This window comes from Thermomonas sp. XSG (genome assembly GCF_014678725.1).
GTDB lineage: Bacteria > Pseudomonadota > Gammaproteobacteria > Xanthomonadales > Xanthomonadaceae > Thermomonas.
On record NZ_CP061497.1, the window covers coordinates 1,208,031 to 1,228,233 of the forward strand.

The following is a 20,203-nucleotide window of genomic DNA, read 5'->3' on the forward strand; positions in this document are numbered from 1 at the left end:
CGATGGAAATCCGTCCCATTCTGTCCACCCTGTCGCGCCACAAGACCGCGGCTGCGCTGATCGTGCTGGAGATCGCGCTGACCTGCGCGATCCTCTGCAACGCGCTGTTCCTGGTCGCGCAGCGGCTGGAAACCCTCAACATGCCCAGCGGCATGGACGATGCGCACCTGATCATGGCCCGCGCCACCGGCATCGGCACCCAGGTCGATGCCAACGCCCGCACCCGCGAGGACCTGGCCGCGCTGCGCGCGATCCCCGGCGTGACCGACGTGGTGATCGTCAACCAGACGCCGTTCCGCAACGGTTCCTGGAACACCTCGCTCGGCACCAGCCCAGACCAGGAAGTACCGACCCTCAACGCGGCACAGTACATGGTCAGCGAAGGCACCCTGAAGGCGATGGGCCTAAAGCTGGTCGCCGGCCGCGACTTCCAGCCGGACGAGTTCCGCAACACCACCGAGCTGGAAACCGCGACCGACGCATCGGCGCTGAAGTCGCCGCTGATCCTCAGCGCCGCGGCCGCGCGCAAGCTGTTCCCCGACAGCAGCCCGCTCGGCAAGACCGTGTACATGGCCGACGTCCCGCTGACCGTGGTGGGCGTGGTCGAAACCCTGGTGCGGCCGGCGCGGATGGGCGGCAACCGCGACTACTCGCTGATCTTCCCGTTCCGCATGCACTTCGCCAACGGTGGCATCTACCTGGTGCGCGTGGCGGATCCGGCACGTCGCGACGAGATCCTCAAGCAGGTGGACGCCACCCTGGAGAAGGTCGACCCCAATCGCCTGATCCGGCCGTCGATCACCTTCTCCGAGAACCGCCGCGAGTTCTTCGCCGACGACCGCGACATGATCGGCCTGCTGCTGATCGTGTGCGGCCTGCTGCTGCTGGTCACCGCGCTGGGCATCGTCGGCCTGGCCAGCTTCTGGGTGCAGCAGCGGACCAAGCAGATCGGCATCCGCCGCGCCCTCGGCGCCACCCGCGGGCAGATCCTGCGCTACTTCCAGACCGAGAACTTCCTGCTGGCCACGGTCGGCATCGTGCTGGGGATGGTGCTGGCGTTCGGGATCAACCAGCTGCTGATCAGCAAGTACGAAATGCCGCGGCTGCCGCTGGCCTATCTGCCGGTCGGTGCGCTGGGGCTGTGGCTGCTGGGCCAGCTGGCGGTACTGGGCCCGGCCCGGCGCGCGGCCGCAGTGCCGCCGGCCGTCGCCACCCGCTCCATCTGACCACCACCCATGGCCAAGGAGCCGCGCATGCACGCCTTTTCCCTCGCCGCGACCCTGCTCGTGCTGTCCGCGACAGCGGCCGCGGCGCCTTCGCCTCCGGCGGAGAACGAAGCGTTGTCCACGACGATCGCCAGCCTCGATACCGCCGTGTTCGATGCGTTCAACCGCTGCGCCGACCCGGCGCAGCTTGCCCGGCATGCCGGCTATTTCGCGGAGGACGTCGAGTTCTACCACGACACAGGCGGCGTCACCTGGACGCGCGACGCCATGATCGACAACACCCGCAAGCACGTCTGCGGGCACTACACGCGGGCGCTGGTCCCCGGTAGTCTTCGGGTCTATCCGATCCAGGGATTCGGGGCGATCTCGCAAGGCACGCACCGGTTCTGCCAGACGGACACCGGCCGCTGCGAAGGCGAGGCCGATTTCACGATCGTGTGGCGCCAGCAGGACGGGCAATGGACCATCACCCGCGTGCTGAGCTACGGCCACCGACCGAACCCCGATCCGTCCTGAGTTCCCGCCGTCGCCCCCGAGCCATCGCCCCATGCCCGTCATCCTGGTCATCGACGACAACCCCTCGGTCGGCACCGCGCTGGACCTGCTGTTCTCCCTGCACGACATCCGCACGCTGTGCGCGCAGTCGCCGGAGGAAGGCCTGGCGCTGCTGGCACGGGAGCCGGTGGACCTGGTGATCCAGGACATGAACTTCGTCGCCGACACCACCTCCGGCGACGAGGGCGTGGCGCTGTTCCATCGCATCCGCGAGGCGCATCCCGACCTGCCGATCATCCTGCTGACCGCCTGGACGCATCTCGAGGCCGCGGTCGAGCTGATCAAGGCCGGCGCTGCCGACTACCTCGCCAAGCCGTGGGACGACCGCAAGCTGGTCGCCACGGTCAACAACCTGCTGGAGCTGGCGGACAACCGCCGCCAGCTGGACCAGGCCCGCGCCGGCGAACGCCAGCGCCGCAGCGCGCTGGAGCGCGAACACGACCTGCGCGGGATCGTCTACGCCGACCCGGCCAGCGAGGCCGCGCTCACCCTGGCCTGCCAGGTCGCCCGCGCCGACATCCCGGTGCTGGTCACCGGGCCGAACGGCGCCGGCAAGGAGCGCTATGCCGAGATCATCCACGCCAACTCGCGCGTGGCCGCCGGGCCGTTCGTGGCGCTCAACTGCGGCGCGCTGCCGGCGGACCTGATCGAAGCCGAACTGTTCGGTGCGGAGGCCGGTGCGTACACCGGCGCCAACAAGCCGCGCGAGGGCAAGTTCGAGGCGGCCGATGGCGGCACCCTGTTCCTCGACGAGATCGGCACCCTGCCGCTGGCCGGGCAGGTGAAGCTGCTGCGCGTGCTGGAGACGGGCTGCTTCGCGCGGCTGGGCAGCAACCGCGAGCGCCACGTTCAGGTGCGCATTGTCAGCGCCACCAATGCCGACCTGCAAAGCCTGATCGCGGACGGCAAGTTCCGCGAGGACCTGTTCTACCGCCTCAACGGCATCGAACTGCGCATCCCACCGCTGGCGGCGCGGCCGCGCGACATCCTCCCGCTGGCGCGCCACTTCCTCGCGAACGGCAAGTACTTGGGCGATGACGCGGAACGCGCGCTGCAGCGGCACCCCTGGCCCGGCAACGTGCGCGAGCTGCGCAACGTCATGCAGCGGGCCGGCCTGCTGGCACGCGGCGATACCGTGGCAGCGGCCGACCTCGGCCTGCCATCGCCCCCCGCGGGGCCCCTGGCGAACGCCGACGAGCCCGACCGGGCGGTGATCGAAGCCGCCCTCGCCCGCAGCGGCGGCGTGTTGGCGCAGGCCGCCGCCGACCTCGGCCTGTCGCGGCAGGCCCTGTACCGCCGGCTGGACCGGCTCGGCATCCCGAGGACCTGATGCGCGTCCTCCGCGTCCTGCCCATCGCGGTCCGCATGATCGCCATCGCAGTGGCGGGCATCGTGCTGACGGCCCTCGTCACCGTGCTGCTGGACCGCTGGCTGCAGCCGTGGGCGGCCGCGCTGGTCGCAGCCACGGCCGTGGGCGCGCTGGTGGCGGCCATCATCTGGCGCGCGCTGGTGCCGATGCGCGCCCTGTTCCGCGCGCTGGCCGGCACCGTGGCCAGCTACCGGGACGGCGATTTCAGCTTCGGCATCACCTGGGACAAGGCCAGCGACCTGATCGAACTGGTCGATGCCCACAACGCACTGGGCACCACCCTGCGCGAGCAGCGCCTGGCGCTGGTGCAGCGCGAACTGCTGCTGGACACGATGGTGCAGAACACCCCGGTCGCGATGGTGCTGGTGGATCCATCGCGCCGCGTGGTGCTGGGCAACCTCGCCGCGCGCCGCATGCTGGGCGACGGCAAGCGCCTCGAAGGCCGCGCCTTCGATGACTTGGTCGGGGACGCCGACCCGGCGGTGCGCGAGGCCTTCGCCCGCGGGGGCGATGGCATGTTCACCGTCGGCAGCGACGACGATGAGGACATCTACCACCTGTCGCGGCGCAACTTCCGCCTCAACGGCCGCATCCACGAACTGGTGCTGCTGCGCCAGCTGACCGCGGAGCTGCGCCGGCAGGAAGTCCAGACTTGGAAGAAGGTGATCCGCGTCATCAGCCATGAACTCAACAATTCGCTGGCGCCGATCGCCTCGCTCGCGCACTCCGGCACGGAGCTGCTGCGCCGTGGCCAGTACGAACGCCTGCCGTCGGCGCTGGCCACCATCGAGGAACGCGCACGCCACTTGGAAGGCTTCATCCGCGACTACGCGCGCTTCGCCAAGCTGCCCGCGCCGCGGCTGGAGCCGGTGGAGTGGCAGCGTTTCGTCGCGCAGCTGCGCACGCAGGTGGAGTTCGTCACCGAGCTCCATCCCGCTGACGGCATTGCCCGCGTGGATGCGGCCCAGCTGGAGCAGGCGCTGATCAACCTGCTGAAGAACGCGCATGAATCGGGCACCCAGGCGAGCGAAGTGCGCCTGTCGGTGCGGCGCATCGCGGACGGCTGGCGCATCGAGGTCCTGGACCGGGGCAGCGGCATGAACGAAGCGGTGCTGGCCAACGCACTGCTGCCGTTCTATTCCACCAAACGCCACGGCACCGGCCTCGGGTTGGCGCTGGCGCGTGAAATCGCCGAGGCCCACGGCGGGCGCATCGCCCTGCTCAACCGCGACGGCGGTGGGCTTTGCGTGTCGATGGTGCTGCCGGCCTAGATCACCGTCGCCGCGCGTCGGCGGTGCGTCCGCCCCATCATCCTGCCGACCGCACCACCCAGTAGCCAAACAGCAACACACCAGCCACGACCTGCACTCCCAGCCCCATGCGCAGCATTGTCCGCGCACGCCCCTGCTGCAGGCGCAGCGCAGTCGCTGCGACCAGCAGCAAGAGGCCGTAGCCGATGGTCCACGCGAACCAGGCAATCCCCACGCCGATGCAGCCGAAGTTCTCGCAGTAGGTGCGCCACAGACTGATGCCCGAAAGCGCGAGCGCCAGCGCGCCGACCGCATAGGTCGCCGCCAGCACGCGCGGCGCCAGCTGCATCAGGCGCGGAGGCAACACGGACACTTGTTCTAACCCTGCTTCTTCACCGGCCGCCGCCAGCCATCCACGGTGTCCTGCCTGGCCCGTGCGAGGGTCAGCTTGCCCGCCGGGGCGTCCTTGCCGATCACCGAACCGGCACCGATGGTCGCGGCTTCGCCGATGGTGACCGGCGCCACCAGCGAACTGTTGGAGCCGATGAAGGCGTTGTCGCCGATGGTGGTGGTGGACTTGTTCACCCCGTCGTAGTTGCAGGTGATGGTGCCGGCGCCGATGTTCACCCCGGCGCCCACCACCGCGTCCCCCAGGTACGTCAGGTGATTGGCCTTGCTGCCCCGGCCCAAGGTGGTCTTCTTGGTTTCGACGAAGTTGCCAACGTGCACGCCTTCCGCCAGCACGGTGCCCGGACGCAGCCGCGCGTAGGGGCCGATGTGCGCGCCGCCCTCGCAGATCGCGCCGTCGATATCGCAGTGGGCGGCAACCACCGTGTCCGCACCGATGCGCGCGTCCTTGATCCGGCAGAACGGGCCGATGCGCACGCGATCGCCGAGTTCCACCTCGCCCTCGAACACCACGCTCGCGTCGATCTCGACGTCGCGGCCGACGGCCACGTTGCCGCGGATGTCGATCCGCGCAGGGTCGGCCAGGCGTGCGCCCTGCAGGCACAGCGCCCGCGCCTGGCGCTGCTGGAATGCGCGCTCCAGCTGGGCCAGTTGCCAAGGGTCGTTCGCCCCTTCTGTTTCCACCGGATCCTCGACAACGACGATCTCGGCCGCGGCATACTCCCGCGCGGCGGCCCCGAACACGTCGGTGAGGTAGTACTCACCCTGCGCGTTGTCGTTGCGCAGCCCGTCCAGCCAGCCCCGCAGGGTGCCCGCGACTGCGGTGATCATGCCGGTGTTGACCAGGTGAATCCGGCGCTGGGCCGCGTCCGCATCCTTGTGCTCGACGATGGCGGCGACATGTCCTTCGCTGTCGCGCACGATCCGGCCGTAGCCGGTCGGGTCGACCGGCTCGGCACCCAGCACGGCGATCGGTCTCGGCGCATCCAACAGGCGTCGCAGGGTAGCGGCGGTAATGAGCGGCACGTCCCCGTACAGCACCAGCACCCGCGCATCGTCCGGAATCCCCGGCATCGCCTGTTGCACGGCGTGGCCGGTGCCAAGCTGGTGCGCCTGCTCGGCCCATTGCAGGTCAGGCTGGCCAGCAAACGCCGCGCGCACCTGCTCGCCTCCGTGCCCGAAGACCACGTGGATGCCGGCCGGTGCCAGTTCCCGCGCGGCATCGATCACGTGCGCCAGCATGGGCCGGCCCGCGATCGGCTGCAGCACCTTGGGCAATGCCGATTTCATCCGTTTGCCTTCGCCGGCGGCAAGGATCACGACGTGCAGCGGCGGGGTGGACGGATTGGGCATGTCGGGATTTCCTGCGGAGACTGCCGCGATTCTAGCGGTCGCGGGCGCATGCCCGCTGGGTCACAATCATGTGCATGAGCCTGCGTCGCCACCTTGGGGGATACGCCACGGTCGGCCTGCTGCAATGGGCGGTCGAATACGCGGTCATGCTGTCACTGAGCCAGTGGGTGATGCCGGTGGCCCCGGCCAATGTCGCCGGCCGCATTTCGGGGGCGCTGCTGGGCTTCTGGCTGAACGGCAAGTGGACGTTTGCGGGCGACGGCCATCAACTGGGCACGCGGGCCGCGCGACGGTTTCTGGTCATGTGGCTGGTCCTGACCACGCTCAACACGGTCGCAGTCGACATGGCCGACCACTACGCGGGCCTGGCTACCGCGCAATCGCTGAAGCCGCTGGCCGATGTCCTGTGCGCGGGGCTCGGGTTCATGGCATCGCGGCACTGGGTGTACCGGATCGACTGAAGACACCCGTCGCCCGCGAGACTCGTCCGCACGGAGCGGGATCGTCCCTTCGTCGGCCGTCATCCCCGGCTGTTTATCCGGGTGTTTGTGGATATTGGGGTGCAAGAAAGACAAAACCCCAGCTCGATGAGCTGGGGTTTTGCGGGATAAAGACCCTGGCGATGACCTACTCTTGCATGCGGATGCACACTACCATCGGCGCAGCTGTGTTTCACTTCCGAGTTCGGGATGGGATCGGGTGGTACCACAGCGCTGTTATCACCAGGGAGAGGGTGGAGGGTCGCTGGCCGTCTATACGGTAGCGCCACGCTCTCAAGGGGGGGAAGAAGAGTGAACGAGCGTTTGGAGCAAGCCATCAACGTGTTGAGGCCAAGGGTTACTTCGCGAGGCGAAGCAACTTGAGGTGATATGGTCAAGCCACACGGATCATTAGTACAGGTAAGCTCAACGCATTACTGCGCTTACACACCCTGCCTATCAACCACCTGGTCTTGATGGTTCCTTCAGGGGGCTTGTGCCCCGGGAGATCTCATCTTGAGGCGCGCTTCCCGCTTAGATGCTTTCAGCGGTTATCGCTTCCGAACATAGCTACCCGGCAGTGCCACTGGCGTGACAACCGGAACACCAGAGGTTCGTCCACTCCGGTCCTCTCGTACTAGGAGCAGCCCCTCTCAAATCTCCAACGCCCATGACAGATAGGGACCGAACTGTCTCACGACGTTCTGAACCCAGCTCGCGTACCACTTTAAATGGCGAACAGCCATACCCTTGGGACCGACTACAGCCCCAGGATGTGATGAGCCGACATCGAGGTGCCAAACACCGCCGTCGATATGAACTCTTGGGCGGTATCAGCCTGTTATCCCCGGAGTACCTTTTATCCGTTGAGCGATGGCCCTTCCATACAGAACCACCGGATCACTAAGTCCTAGTTTCCTACCTGCTTGATCCGTCGATCTTGCAGTCAAGCACGCTTATGCCTTTGCACACAGTGCGCGATGTCCGACCGCGCTGAGCGTACCTTCGAGCTCCTCCGTTACTCTTTGGGAGGAGACCGCCCCAGTCAAACTACCCACCATACACGGTCCCCGACCCGGATTACGGGCCCAGGTTAGAACGTCAAGCACATCAGGGTGGTATTTCAAGGTTGGCTCCATGCCAGCTAGCGCCGACACTTCACAGCCTCCCACCTATCCTACACAGACGAACTCAACGTTCAGTGTAAAGCTATAGTAAAGGTTCACGGGGTCTTTCCGTCTTGCCACGGGAACGCTGCATCTTCACAGCGATTTCAATTTCACTGAGTCTCGGGTGGAGACAGTGCCGCCATCGTTACGCCATTCGTGCAGGTCGGAACTTACCCGACAAGGAATTTCGCTACCTTAGGACCGTTATAGTTACGGCCGCCGTTTACCGGGGCTTCGATCAAGAGCTTCGCTTTCGCTGACCCCATCAATTAACCTTCCGGCACCGGGCAGGCGTCACACCCTATACGTCCACTTTCGTGTTTGCAGAGTGCTGTGTTTTTGATAAACAGTCGCAGCGGCCTGGTTACTTCGGCCTCCTTCAGCTATTCACCATAGGAGGCGCACCTTCTCCCGAAGTTACGGTGCTATTTTGCCTAGTTCCTTCACCCGAGTTCTCTCAAGCGCCTGAGAATTCTCATCCTGCCCACCTGTGTCGGTTTACGGTACGGTCTGTGCAAACTGAAGCTTAGGAGCTTTTCCTGGAAGCGTGATATCAGCAGCTCTGTCCAATTGGACTCGTCCTTGGTCTCAACGTTGCGCTCCCGGATTTGCCTAAGAGCACCGCCTCAACCCTCTCACCGGGACAACCAACGCCCGGCCTGCCTAACCTTCTCCGTCCCTCCATCGCATTTGCACGAGGTGCTGGAATATTAACCAGCTTCCCATCGACTACGCATTTCTGCCTCGCCTTAGGGGCCGACTCACCCTGCGTCGATTAACGTTGCGCAAGGAAACCTTGGGCTTTCGGCGTGCGGGCTTTTCACCCGCATTATCGTTACTCATGTCAGCATTCGCACTTCCGATACCTCCAGCAGACTTTACAATCCACCTTCGCAGGCCTACGGAACGCTCCTCTACCGCGCATACAAAGTATGCACCCCAAGCTTCGGTTTACCGCTTAGCCCCGTTAAATCTTCCGCGCAGACCGACTCGACCAGTGAGCTATTACGCTTTCTTTAAAGGGTGGCTGCTTCTAAGCCAACCTCCTGGCTGTCTGTGCCTTTCCACATCGTTTTCCACTCAGCGGTAATTTGGGACCTTAGCTGTGGGTCTGGGTTGTTTCCCTTTTCACGACGAACGTTAGCACCCGCCGTGTGTCTCCCGTACAGTCCGTCTCGGTATTCGGAGTTTGCAATGGTTTGGTAAGTCGCGATGACCCCCTAGCCATAACAGTGCTCTACCCCCGAGAGGATACATACGAGGCGCTACCTAAATAGCTTTCGAGGAGAACCAGCTATCTCCGGGTTCGATTAGCTTTTCACTCCTAATCACACCTCATCCCCGACCTTTGCAACGGGCGTGGGTTCGGGCCTCCAGTACCTGTTACGGTACCTTCACCCTGGGCATGACTAGATCACCCGGTTTCGGGTCTACTGCCCGCGACTATGCGCCCTTATCAGACTCGGTTTCCCTTCGCCTCCCCTATACGGTTAAGCTCGCCACGAACAGTAAGTCGCTGACCCATTATACAAAAGGTACGCCGTCACCCTTGCGGGCTCCGACTGCTTGTACGCACACGGTTTCAGGGTCTATTTCACTCCCCTCGCCGGGGTTCTTTTCGCCTTTCCCTCACGGTACTGGTTCACTATCGGTCGGTCAGGAGTATTTAGCCTTGGAGGATGGTCCCCCCATGTTCAGACAGGGTTTCACGTGCCCCGCCCTACTCAATTTCATCGATCAGGCCCTTTCGCATACGGGGCTATCACCCGCTATGGCCACACTTTCCAGAGTGTTTTGCTAAAACAAGATCGACTTTTGGGCTAGTCCGCGTTCGCTCGTCGCTACTTACGGAATCTCGGTTGATTTCTTTTCCTACGGTTACTTAGATATTTCAGTTCACCGCGTTCGCCTTGCATGGCTATGTATTCACCATGCAATACCCTTGCGGGTGGGTTTCCCCATTCGGACATCGCCGGATCAAAGCTTATTGCCAGCTCCCCGACGCTTTTCGCAGGCTATCACGTCCTTCATCGCCTCTGACCGCCAAGGCATCCACCGTGTGCGCTTATTCGCTTGACCATATCACCCCAAGTTGCCTCGGGACGACACGTACCAGCGAATGGTACGACTATCACTTGATAAAAACGGCTTACGCCGTTTCGCCTCAGCCTCGACACGTTGCAAGACTTACGTCTCAAACGCTCGTTTGACTCTTCTTCCCTATTTTCAAAGAACATGACCAGGCCACAATGCCCAGCCATTTCAAAGTGTGTGTGCGCGTGTCATTCAGAGTGGTGGGTCTGGGAGGACTCGAACCACCGGCCTCACCCTTATCAGGGGTGCGCTCTAACCACCTGAGCTACAGACCCAAAATGTGTCTCTACTTCAGTGGTGGAGCCTGTCGGGATCGAACCGACGACCCCCTGCTTGCAAAGCAGGTGCTCTCCCAGCTGAGCTAAGGCCCCGTTATTACGGGACACGTGATCCCCTGTGGAATCACGCTCTCTGAATGCAGGTCACTTGTGCGGACGTCTGGCAACAGCGTTGCCATGTCTCAAAAGGAGGTGATCCAGCCGCACCTTCCGATACGGCTACCTTGTTACGACTTCACCCCAGTCATCGGCCACACCGTGGCAAGCGCCCCCCTTGCGGTTAAGCTACCTGCTTCTGGTGCAACAAACTCCCATGGTGTGACGGGCGGTGTGTACAAGGCCCGGGAACGTATTCACCGCAGCAATGCTGATCTGCGATTACTAGCGATTCCGACTTCATGGAGTCGAGTTGCAGACTCCAATCCGGACTGGGATGGGGTTTCTGGGATTGGCTCCACCTCGCGGTATCGCAGCCCTCTGTCCCCACCATTGTAGTACGTGTGTAGCCCTGGCCGTAAGGGCCATGATGACTTGACGTCATCCCCACCTTCCTCCGGCTTGTCGCCGGCGGTCTCCTTAGAGTTCCCACCATTACGTGCTGGCAACTAAGGACAAGGGTTGCGCTCGTTGCGGGACTTAACCCAACATCTCACGACACGAGCTGACGACAGCCATGCAGCACCTGTGTCACGGTTCCCGAAGGCACCAATCCATCTCTGGAAAGTTCCGTGCATGTCAAGGCCAGGTAAGGTTCTTCGCGTTGCATCGAATTAAACCACATACTCCACCGCTTGTGCGGGCCCCCGTCAATTCCTTTGAGTTTCAGTCTTGCGACCGTACTCCCCAGGCGGCGAACTTAACGCGTTAGCTTCGATACTGCGTGCCAAATTGCACCCAACATCCAGTTCGCATCGTTTAGGGCGTGGACTACCAGGGTATCTAATCCTGTTTGCTCCCCACGCTTTCGTGCCTCAGTGTCAGTGTTGGCCCAGGCAGTCGCCTTCGCCACGGATGTTCCTCCTGATCTCTACGCATTTCACTGCTACACCAGGAATTCCACTACCCTCTGCCACACTCTAGCTTGCCAGTATCCAGTGCCATTCCCAGGTTGAGCCCAGGGCTTTCACATCAGACTTAACAAACCACCTACGCACGCTTTACGCCCAGTAATTCCGAGTAACGCTTGCACCCTTCGTATTACCGCGGCTGCTGGCACGAAGTTAGCCGGTGCTTATTCTTCCGGTACCGTCAGAACACCCGGGTATTAACCGAATGCTTTTCTTTCCGGACAAAAGAGCTTTACAACCCGAGGGCCTTCTTCACTCACGCGGCATGGCTGGATCAGGCTTGCGCCCATTGTCCAATATTCCCTACTGCTGCCTCCCGTAGGAGTCTGGGCCGTGTCTCAGTCCCAGTGTGGCTGATCATCCTCTCAGACCAGCTATCGATCGTCGCCTTGGTGGGCCTTTACCCCGCCAACTAGCTAATCGAACATGGGCTCATCCAATCGCGCCAGGCCCGAAGGTCCCCGGCTTTCCCCCGTAGGGCGCATGCGGTATTAGCGTACGTTTCCATACGTTATCCCCCACGACTGGGCAGATTCCCATGTATTCCTCACCCGTCCGCCACTCGCCACCCACAGAGCAAGCTCTGCTGTGCTGCCGTTCGACTTGCATGTATTAGGCCTGCCGCCAGCGTTCACTCTGAGCCAGGATCAAACTCTTCACTTAAAGTTTTCGAGGACGAATCCTCTAATGCTTCGAAATGCAGAGCCCGACCAGACCCAATTACTCGCTGTACGTTGTACTTGCGTACAAATACTTATAAGAATTGAGGTTCTGTTCGAACGTCTGCTATGGACAACCATCCATCACCAGACGCCCGCACAAGTCACCTGCGCACACTGTCAAAGATCTTCGGGGCCGGCCTCAGCGCCTTTCCCGTTTCCCCTCAGCGCCGTAGCGTCCGAGTGAGCCGCCCATCATACAGGGGTTTGCATTGCTGTCAACACCCCGTGACGAACTTTTTTTCCCGCCCCGCTTCCGGCAAACCGGCTGCAGGAGGGCCGCGAATCATACCCGGGTTACAACCTCTGTCAACACCCGGATCGCCTCACTTCCCTGCCCCGCCTCCGCAGTCACCCGCAGCGGCAAGGGGGCGCATCTTGCACCCCATTCGCAGGATTGGGAAGTCTTGTTTTACCCCCTGAATACGGGTATCACGCGCGCATTCAGCTAACTTGGCGCGTCCTCACCCCGCCTGGGTCAGGCGAACACGTGCGAAGTTGCGCTTGCCCACCGCCAGCACACCCTCGAAGCCGGGCACGAATACCCGCGAAGCATCGTCGAACACCTCACCGTCGATGCGCACCGCACGCTCCTTGAGCTTGCGACTGGCTTCCGAGTTGCTGGGCATCAAGCCGGCCGCGACCAGCAGCGCGGCGATGCGCAACCCCTCGGCCGGCACGGCCACCTCCTGCAGCGGCAGCGCGGAGAGGTCACCCTCGCCACGCACCGCCGCGTGCCAGCCGGCGACCGCCTGCTCGGCCTGGGCCGCGCTGTGGAAGCGCGCCGCCAGCTCGCGCGCCAGGCGCAGCTTGACGTCGCGCGGATTCAACCCGGCCCCCACCTCGGCGCGCAGCTGCGCGGCCTCGCCGATACCGATCTCGAAACTGAGCAGGTCGATCCACTTCCACATCAGCGCGTCGCCGATCTTCATGGTCTTGGTGACGATGTCGATGGCCGGCTCGGCGATGCCGATGTAGTTGCCCAGCGATTTCGACATCTTGTTGACGCCATCCAGGCCCTCCAGCAACGGCATCGTCAGCACGATCTGCGGCGGCTGGCCATGGTGTTCCTGCAGCCCGCGACCCATCAGCAGGTTGAACTTCTGGTCGGTGCCGCCGAGCTCGACGTCGGCCTTCAGCGCCACGGAGTCGTAGCCCTGCACCAGCGGATATAGGAACTCGTGGATGGCGATGGACTGCTGCGCGGCGTAGCGCTTGGCGAAGTCGTCGCGCTCGAGCATGCGCGCAACGGTGTGCTGGCCAGCCAGCTTGATCATGTCGGCCGCGCTCATGGCGCCGAACCACTCGCTGTTGAAACGCACCTCGGTGCGCTCGCGATCCAGCACCTTGAACACCTGATCGGAGTAGGTTTGCGCGTTGGCGAGCACGTCCTCGCGGGTCAGCGGCTTGCGGGTGACGTTCTTGCCGGTGGGGTCGCCGATCATCCCGGTGAAGTCGCCGATCAGGAAGACCACCTGGTGACCCAGCTCCTGGAACTGGCGCATCTTGTTGAGCAGGACCGTGTGGCCGAGGTGCAGGTCCGGCGCGGTAGGATCGAAGCCGGCCTTGATCCGCAGCGGCCGGCCGAGCTTCAGCCGCGCTTCCAGCTCCTCGCGCTTGAGGATTTCATCGCTGCCGCGGGCAATCAGGTCCAGGATGGGCTGCAGGTCGGCAGGGGACTGTGGGGACACGGGCACTTCTCTCCGGCGGCGGGGGTGCGACACCGCATTCATGTTCGGGGCGGGTAGCGTTAACCACGCGTTAAACCGTGAACTGGAAAAACATTCGCAGATTCAACGGGTTGACGCGGGTTCCTAGCATGCCTATGGTAGCGCGTTGACGCTTTCTACACAGGCAGGGGACGATCATATGACGGATTCGAATCACGACGCCGTGCGTCGCGAGAATCTCGAACGTGCCCGCGTCAACGCGGACCGATCCGTCCCCCTCGATTCCCTGCCCTACCGCGGCCGCTGGACGCGGCGCCACTGGGCGCATGCCAGCGTCCTGACCACCATGGGCGTGCTGCTGGCGGCAATCGTGCCCGGCTTCTCCAGCGTGCTGGAGCATCCGGGGGACATGCAGATGCAGCGGATGACGCTGGCGCTGTCGCTGCCCAAGCTGGACAAACGCGCAACCAAAAGCACCGACGACCAGTGGCAGTCGGTCACGCTGAAGCCGGGCCAGACCCTGAGCGGCGTGTTCGAGGAGCTGGGCATCCCCTACGACCAGCTGGCGCGGGTGATGCAACATCCGAAGATCAAGCCGACCCTGCGCAAGCTGCGCCCGGGCACCGAGCTGAGCTTCAACCTGCCGGCGGACGGCAGCGTGCGGGCGATGCGGCTGGAGGCCGGCCCGGGCGTCGGCGATACCCCGATCGAACTGGAATTCAGCGGCGACACCCTGCGCGAGCGCGCGGTGCCGGTGGAGATCACCACCCGCACGGTGGTGCTGACCGGCGAAGTGGGCAAGTCGCTGTTCGCCTCGGCGCGCAAGCTGGGCCTGGGCAGCGCCCAGCTCAACCAGCTGACCGACGAGATGTTCAAGTACGACATCGACTTCGATTCGGACCTGGGCGAGGACGACCGCTTCAGCGTGGTCGTCGACCAGACCTGGAAGAACGGCCAGCTGGTCAACACCGGCCCCGTGCTGGCCGCGACCTTCACCGTCGACGGCAAGCTCAAGAGCGCGTTCCGCTACCTGCGCGATGGCAAGCCGGAGTATTTCACCCCGGACGGCCGCTCGCTGCGCCGCCCCTTCATCCGCATGCCGATTCCCTATGCGCGCCTGAGCTCCGGCTTCGGCGGCCGCAGGCACCCGGTGCTGGGCCGCTTCCGCCTGCACAAGGGCGTGGACTACGCCGCCGGCACCGGCACCCCGATCCAGGCCGCGGGCGATGCGCGGGTCGAGTTCGTCGGCCGCAAGGGCGGCTACGGCAACACCGTGATCCTCAACCATGGCGGCGGCAAGACCACCCTGTACGGGCACATGTCGCGCTTTGCGAAGCTGCGCCCCGGCCAGCGCGTGGCACAGGGCACGGTGATCGGCTACGTCGGCAGCACCGGCCTGGCTACCGGCCCGCACCTGCACTACGAATTCCGGGTCAACGGCGTGCACATGAACCCGCTGAAGATGACCCTGCCGCCGCCCACGCCGCTGACCGGGCAATCGCTGGTGGCGTTCAAGAGCGAGACCCACCGCGCCCTGGAGAAGATCCGCGAGGTCGAGGACGTGGTGTTCCAGCTCGATGACGGCAGCCGCGTTGCCAGCGCCGCCGCCAAGCCAGCGCCCGCGCCGAAGAAGGGCTGAGGCCACGCACGCGGCGATGCGATACTGCATCGCATGAGCGATTTCCCCCGCGGCCGGACTTTTCTCGGCCTGATTTCCGGCACCAGCGCCGACGGCATCGATGCCGCGCTGGTGCGGTTCGACGACGACCACGCGCATGCACGCCCCACCTTGCTGCATGGCCGCACCCATGCCTGGCAGCCCGCGTTGCGCGAGCGCTTGGTGGCGCTGGGCCAGCAGGCACAGGCACTGACCCTGGATGAGGTGGGCGAGCTGGACGTGCGCATTGGCCACGCCTTTGCCGCCGCCGCGCTGGCGACGCTCCGCGACGCCGGGCTGGCCGCACTCGACGTCGGCGCGATCGGCTCGCACGGGCAGACCCTGCGCCACCACCCGCACGGCGACGCACCGTTCACCCTGCAGCTTGGCGATGCCCACGTGGTCGCCGAGCGCTGCGGCATCCCGGTGGTGGCGGACTTCCGCCGCCGCGACGTCGCCGCTGGCGGCCACGGCGCGCCGCTGGTGCCGGCCTTCCACGCGGCCACCCTGCACGACCCCGGCGAGGACCGCGCGGTGCTGAACCTTGGCGGGATCGCCAACCTCACCCTGCTGCCGGCCCGCGGCACGGTGCGTGGTTTCGACACCGGCCCGGCCAACGGGTTGATGGATGCGTGGTGCCAGCGCCACACCGGCACGGCCTATGACGCCGGCGGTGCGTTCGCCGCACGGGGCCATGTCGATGGCCCACTGCTGGCGCGCCTGCTGGCCGAGCCCTGGTTCGCCGCGCCGCCGCCGAAATCGACCGGCCGCGACCGCTTCCACCTCGACTGGGTGGAAGCCGCGCTGGCCGGCACCGAAGCGCCTGCCGATGTGCAGGCCACCCTGCTGGCGCTGACCGCACGCAGCGTCGCCGACGCCCTGCGCGCCACCCAGCCGGGCACCCGCCGGGTCATCGCCTGCGGCGGCGGCGTGCACAACCCGCTGCTGATGGCGGCGCTGGCCGAAGCGATGCCGGACGCGCTGATCGAGTCCAGCGCCGCACACGGGCTGGACCCGGATTTCGTCGAAGCGATGGCATTCGCCTGGTTGGCGCGGGAGCACCTCGCCGGCCGACCGGGCAACCTGCCTGCGGTCACCGGCGCCGCCGGGCCGCGCGTGCTGGGCGCGCTCTACCCCGCCTGAGCAGGGGCTGCGGCGCGCATCCGCCGCGCCAGCCACAGGCACAGCAGCAGCGCCGGCAACCCGGCCAGCGCGGTGCCGAGGAAGAACAGCGCATAGCCGTCCAGCAGCGTGCGGCCGACCGCGAGCTGTTCCACCGCGACGCCGGAGAAGCCCTTCAGCAATTTGCCCAGCAGCGCGTAGAACGAGCTGAGCAGGGCGTACTGGGTGGCGGTGTAGCCGATGCTGGTGAGGCTGGACATGTAGGCCACCAGCGCGGTGCCCGCGAAACCGGTGGAGAAGCCGTCGATCGCCATCGCCGCCACGAACACCGCGTGGTCGCCGCCGGCATAGGCCACCCAGGTGAACGCGGCGTTGGAGCCGGGGCCGAGGATGGCGCCGGCCAGCAGGGTGGGCACGAAGCCGAAGCGCACCGCGCTGATGCCGGCAGCCGCGATCCCCAGCAGCGAAGTGGCAAGCCCGATCGAGGCGCGCACCTCGCCCACGAACTCCTTGCTGATGCCGATGTCGGCATAGAACGGGTTGTTCATCGGCCCCATCACGAAATCCGGCAACCGGTACAGGCTGATCGCCGCCAGCATCAGCAACGCCCACTGGCCGTGGGTCTTGAAGAAGGCGATGAATGGCCCGGCGATGGCGTCCCACAGCCCGGACACGGTCCACATCGGCGCGTGCGCGGTGACCTCCGGGCGCTGCGAGGCGGACGGCTCGCGCGCCAGGAACAGCGCCGCGCACAGGCCCACGCCCATCAGCACCGCCATCGCCCAGTACGACAGCGCCCAGCCCACGTAGGTGGCCAGGATCAGGATCAGCGCATCGGTCACCAGCAGCGCGGTGCGGTAGCCGAACTGGGTGCCTGAGGTCAGCAGGCCCAGCTCTTCGGCGTCGTCGGCGATCTCGATGCGCCAGGCGTCCACCACGATGTCCTGGGTGGCCGAGGCGAACGCCGCCGCCAGCGCCAGCGCGCCGAACACCAGCAGGTGCTCGATGGCGAATCCCGCCAGCTGAAACTGGCCGCCCTGTGGCTGCACCACCGCCATCCCGGCCAGGCCCAGCGCCACCACGACCTGCGACAGCACCATCCAGCCGCGGCGGTGGCCAAGCCGGCCCAGCAGCGGCACCCTGGTCTTGTCGATCACCGGCGCCCACAGGAACTTCAGGGTGTAGGCCAGGCCCACCCACGACAGGAAGCCGATCGCCGACAGCTCGCTGCCGTTCTCGCGCATCCAGTAGCCCATGGTGTTGCCGACCAGGTACAGCGGCAGGCCCGAGGAAAAACCCAGCAGCAGCATCGCCAGCACCTTGGGCCGGCGCAGCGCGCGCAGGACGTCGCGGGTGGTCTTCTTGCGGGAGGCGGCGCTGTCGGACATCGGGATTCCTGTGGCAGCGCCTGCCGGCGCGACGGGGTTGGCGGGTGGCGATCGTGCCGGGCTGGCCTATTCGGCGTAGTCGACCAGCACCGGGGCGTGGTCGGAGAACTTCGGCTCGGGGAAGATCTCGGCGGCGCGGATCGACGCGGCGATGCCCGGCGTGCAGATCTGGTAGTCGATGCGCCAGCCGACGTTGTTGGCGCGCGCGGCGCCGCGCTGCGACCACCACGAATACTCCACCACCCCGGGCTTGGCCACCCGGAAGGCATCCTTCCAGCCCTGCGCGGGCGGCGCGACCAGGCCGTCGTGGCAGTCGTCCGCGATCATTCCGCTGAGCCAGGCGCGCTCGTGCGGCAGGCAACCGGAATTCTTCTGGTTGCCGGTCCAGTTCCTGATGTCGTTTCGGGCGCGGACGATGTTCCAGTCGCCGCACAGGACATATTCCCGGCCGCTGGCCAGCCAGCCGTCCATGATCGGCTTGAGCCAGGCCATCACTTCTTCCTTGAAGCCCTGGCGCAACTCGCCGGAGCTGCCGGAGGGGATGTAGAAGCTGACCACCGACAGGTTGCCGAAGCGCGCCTCGATGTAGCGGCCCTCGTCGTCGAACGGCGCCCAGCCCAGCGCGGTGCGCACCTCGTCGGGCTCGCGCCGGCTGTAGATCGCCACGCCGCTGTAGCCCTTCTTCTGTGCGTCCTTGAACCACGCCTTGTAGCCTTCCGGCCGGAACGCGGCATCCGCCAGCTGGTGTTCCTGTGCCTTGGTTTCCTGCAGGCACAGCACGTCGACGTCGCGCGCGGCGAACCAGTCGAAGAAACCCTTGGAGGCGGCCGAACGCAGGCCGTTGGCATTGAAGGTGAGGATGCGCATGGTTTGGGGATCGTGGTACTCGGCGGCGGGGGCTGCGGCAGGTGGCGCGCGATGCGCCCGAAGCACGCAAGCATACCTGCCCCGGCACAGGGGCTCGGGCGCATGCGGTACGCTTTCGGTCCAAACCCCAGACTGATCGACGCCGTGTCCGACCACCGCCACCGCTTCCTGCAGCTCGCGCTGCGCGCCGACGCGCTGCGCTTCGGCGAATTCACCCTCAAGTCCGGCCGCAGCAGCCCGTATTTCTTCAACGCCGGTCGCTTCGACTCCGGCGCCGCGCTGGCCGCGCTGGCGCAGTGCTACGCCGATGCGGTGGACGCGGCGGCGCTGGACTTCGACCTGCTGTTCGGACCGGCCTACAAGGGCATCCCGCTGGCCACCGCGCTGGCCTGCGAATACGCGCGGCGCGGCCGCGACCTGCCGCTGGCGTTCAACCGCAAGGAAGCCAAGGCGCACGGCGAGGGCGGCAGCCTGATAGGCGCGCCGCTTGCCGGGCGCAGGGTGCTGATCGTGGACGACGTGATCACCGCCGGCACCGCCATCCGCGAAGCGCTGGCGATCATCCGCGAGGCTGGCGGCACGCCGGCCGGGATCGTGATCGCGCTGGACCGGCAGGAACGCGTGCGCGAGGATGCCGCCGAATCCGCGGCGCAGGCGGTGGCGGCCGAGCACGCCATCCCGGTGGTCGCGGTGGCCGCGCTGGACGACCTGCTGGCGTATGCCGGCGAAGACGCCGGACTGGCCGCCCATCGCGATGCGCTGCTCGCCTACCGCGCGCGCTACGGCGTCGCCTGATACGCTCATCCGACTGCCACAGGGGGCCGTCATGCCGGACCAACGCCACATCTTCCGCGCCGCCGTCGCCGCGCTTGCGCTGGCCGGCAGCGGCGCCGCCGCCGCCCAGACCGCCGCACCGCCGCAGAAGAAGATCTACTGCTGGGACGAGGGCGGCCGCCGGGTCTGCGGCGATGCGCTGCCGGCCTCGGCGGTGGACCGCGCGCGGACCGAATTCAGTGCCAAGAGCGGCATCCCCACCAAACAGGTCGACCGCGCCCTGACGGACGCCGAGAGAAGCGTGGCCGAAGTCGCGGCCGAAGCCGCGCGCCGGCAGGCCGAGGCGGAGGCGCTGCAGAAGCGCCGCGACTTGGCGATGGTGGAGTCCTACCTGACCGAGGCCGACCTGCGCCGCGCCTACGGCGAGCGCACCGCGCTGCTGGACGAAACCCTCAAGGCCAGCCGGCTGGGCCTGGCCAACCTGCGCCTGAGCCTGCTGTCGCTGCTGCGCCAGGCCGGTGACCTGGAGCTGGCCGAAAGCCCGGTGCCGCGCAAGCTGACCGATTCGATCCGCCGCCAGCACGGCGAACTGCTGCGCCAGCAGCAGATCCTGCGGGCGCAGGAAGTAGACCGCGCCGAGCTGGAACGCGAACTGGCCGATTCGGTGCAGCGCTATCGCGCGATGCGCCAGGATCCCAACGCACCCGCACCCGCGCCAGCACCGGCAGCGCCGACGCCGGCGGGCTGAGCAGCCGCCG

General features: G+C 65.7%; 14 protein-coding genes, 2 tRNA genes and 3 rRNA genes. 9 read left to right on the forward strand and 10 right to left on the reverse strand.

Annotation, left to right across the window (positions count from 1 at the left end):
• Positions 1 to 2 precede the first annotated feature (2 nt).
• From ICG51_RS05720 to ICG51_RS05735, 4 genes are read left to right on the forward strand one after another with little or no spacing between them, the layout of a single operon-like run.
• Positions 3 to 1,226, forward strand: coding sequence for an FtsX-like permease family protein (locus ICG51_RS05720; RefSeq protein WP_190282037.1), 1,224 nt, complete (start codon positions 3 to 5; stop codon positions 1,224 to 1,226).
• Between the two features lie 9 nt (positions 1,227 to 1,235).
• Positions 1,236 to 1,742: a nuclear transport factor 2 family protein gene (locus tag ICG51_RS05725; protein ID WP_223809532.1), complete on the forward strand. Its 507-nt coding sequence runs from the start codon at positions 1,236 to 1,238 to the stop codon at positions 1,740 to 1,742.
• 31 nt (positions 1,743 to 1,773) lie between these two features.
• Entirely contained in the window at positions 1,774 to 3,111 is a 1,338-nt protein-coding gene (locus ICG51_RS05730) for a sigma-54 dependent transcriptional regulator (RefSeq protein ID WP_190282038.1), read from the forward strand.
• Entirely contained in the window at positions 3,111 to 4,421 is a 1,311-nt protein-coding gene (locus tag ICG51_RS05735; protein ID WP_223809533.1) for an ATP-binding protein, read from the forward strand. The genes ICG51_RS05730 and ICG51_RS05735 overlap by 1 nt, the downstream gene beginning before the upstream one ends.
• A 37-nt stretch (positions 4,422 to 4,458) precedes the next feature.
• On the opposite strand, the gene ICG51_RS05740 is transcribed toward ICG51_RS05735, so the two are convergent.
• Together ICG51_RS05740 and glmU are read right to left on the reverse strand one after the other, a co-directional pair.
• On the reverse strand, positions 4,459 to 4,767 hold the full coding sequence (locus ICG51_RS05740; RefSeq protein ID WP_190282039.1) for a hypothetical protein: 309 nt from the start codon (positions 4,765 to 4,767) through the stop codon (positions 4,459 to 4,461).
• An 11-nt stretch (positions 4,768 to 4,778) separates the two neighbouring features.
• On the reverse strand, positions 4,779 to 6,161 hold the full coding sequence (gene glmU / locus ICG51_RS05745) for a bifunctional UDP-N-acetylglucosamine diphosphorylase/glucosamine-1-phosphate N-acetyltransferase GlmU (protein WP_190282040.1): 1,383 nt from the start codon (positions 6,159 to 6,161) through the stop codon (positions 4,779 to 4,781).
• A 74-nt stretch (positions 6,162 to 6,235) separates the two neighbouring features.
• Here glmU and ICG51_RS05750 point away from each other — a divergent pair, with 74 nt between their 5' ends.
• Positions 6,236 to 6,622: a GtrA family protein gene (locus tag ICG51_RS05750; RefSeq protein ID WP_190282041.1), complete on the forward strand. Its 387-nt coding sequence runs from the start codon at positions 6,236 to 6,238 to the stop codon at positions 6,620 to 6,622.
• Between the two features lie 153 nt (positions 6,623 to 6,775).
• Here the strand turns inward: ICG51_RS05750 and rrf are convergent.
• From rrf to tyrS, 6 genes are all read right to left on the reverse strand, one after another.
• A 5S ribosomal RNA gene (gene rrf, locus ICG51_RS05755) occupies positions 6,776 to 6,888 on the reverse strand.
• A 142-nt stretch (positions 6,889 to 7,030) separates the two neighbouring features.
• Positions 7,031 to 9,888, reverse strand: a 23S ribosomal RNA gene (locus ICG51_RS05760).
• Positions 9,889 to 10,101: 213 nt separating this feature from the next.
• Positions 10,102 to 10,178 (reverse strand) — tRNA-Ile (locus ICG51_RS05765).
• Positions 10,179 to 10,198: 20 nt separating this feature from the next.
• Positions 10,199 to 10,274, reverse strand: a tRNA-Ala gene (locus ICG51_RS05770).
• A 92-nt stretch (positions 10,275 to 10,366) separates the two neighbouring features.
• Positions 10,367 to 11,911: ribosomal RNA gene (locus tag ICG51_RS05775) — 16S ribosomal RNA — on the reverse strand.
• The 16S, 23S and 5S rRNA genes sit together here with 2 tRNA genes alongside, the layout of an rRNA operon.
• 520 nt (positions 11,912 to 12,431) lie before the next feature.
• Positions 12,432 to 13,658, reverse strand: a complete 1,227-nt coding sequence (gene tyrS, locus ICG51_RS05780; RefSeq protein ID WP_223809534.1) for a tyrosine--tRNA ligase — start codon at positions 13,656 to 13,658, stop codon at positions 12,432 to 12,434.
• A gap of 178 nt (positions 13,659 to 13,836) precedes the next feature.
• Between tyrS and ICG51_RS05785 the strand changes: the two genes are divergently transcribed.
• Positions 13,837 to 15,276 carry a peptidoglycan DD-metalloendopeptidase family protein gene (locus tag ICG51_RS05785; protein WP_190282043.1) on the forward strand — a complete coding sequence of 480 codons (1,440 nt, stop codon included), beginning with the start codon at positions 13,837 to 13,839 and terminating at the stop codon, positions 15,274 to 15,276.
• Between the two features lie 33 nt (positions 15,277 to 15,309).
• Positions 15,310 to 16,437 carry an anhydro-N-acetylmuramic acid kinase gene (locus tag ICG51_RS05790; protein WP_190282044.1) on the forward strand — a complete coding sequence of 376 codons (1,128 nt, stop codon included), beginning with the start codon at positions 15,310 to 15,312 and terminating at the stop codon, positions 16,435 to 16,437.
• On the opposite strand, the gene ICG51_RS05795 is transcribed toward ICG51_RS05790, so the two are convergent.
• Together ICG51_RS05795 and ICG51_RS05800 are read right to left on the reverse strand one after the other, a co-directional pair.
• Positions 16,425 to 17,804: an MFS transporter gene (locus ICG51_RS05795; protein ID WP_190282045.1), complete on the reverse strand. Its 1,380-nt coding sequence runs from the start codon at positions 17,802 to 17,804 to the stop codon at positions 16,425 to 16,427. The genes ICG51_RS05790 and ICG51_RS05795 overlap by 13 nt on opposite strands.
• Positions 17,805 to 17,870: 66 nt before the next feature.
• Positions 17,871 to 18,671, reverse strand: a complete 801-nt coding sequence (locus ICG51_RS05800; protein ID WP_190282046.1) for an exodeoxyribonuclease III — start codon at positions 18,669 to 18,671, stop codon at positions 17,871 to 17,873.
• A gap of 144 nt (positions 18,672 to 18,815) precedes the next feature.
• Here ICG51_RS05800 and pyrE point away from each other — a divergent pair, with 144 nt between their 5' ends.
• Entirely contained in the window at positions 18,816 to 19,466 is a 651-nt protein-coding gene (gene pyrE, locus ICG51_RS05805; protein WP_190282047.1) for an orotate phosphoribosyltransferase, read from the forward strand.
• 31 nt (positions 19,467 to 19,497) lie between these two features.
• Positions 19,498 to 20,193, forward strand: coding sequence for a hypothetical protein (locus ICG51_RS05810; RefSeq protein ID WP_190282048.1), 696 nt, complete (start codon positions 19,498 to 19,500; stop codon positions 20,191 to 20,193).
• The last annotated feature ends 10 nt before the right edge of the window (positions 20,194 to 20,203 follow it).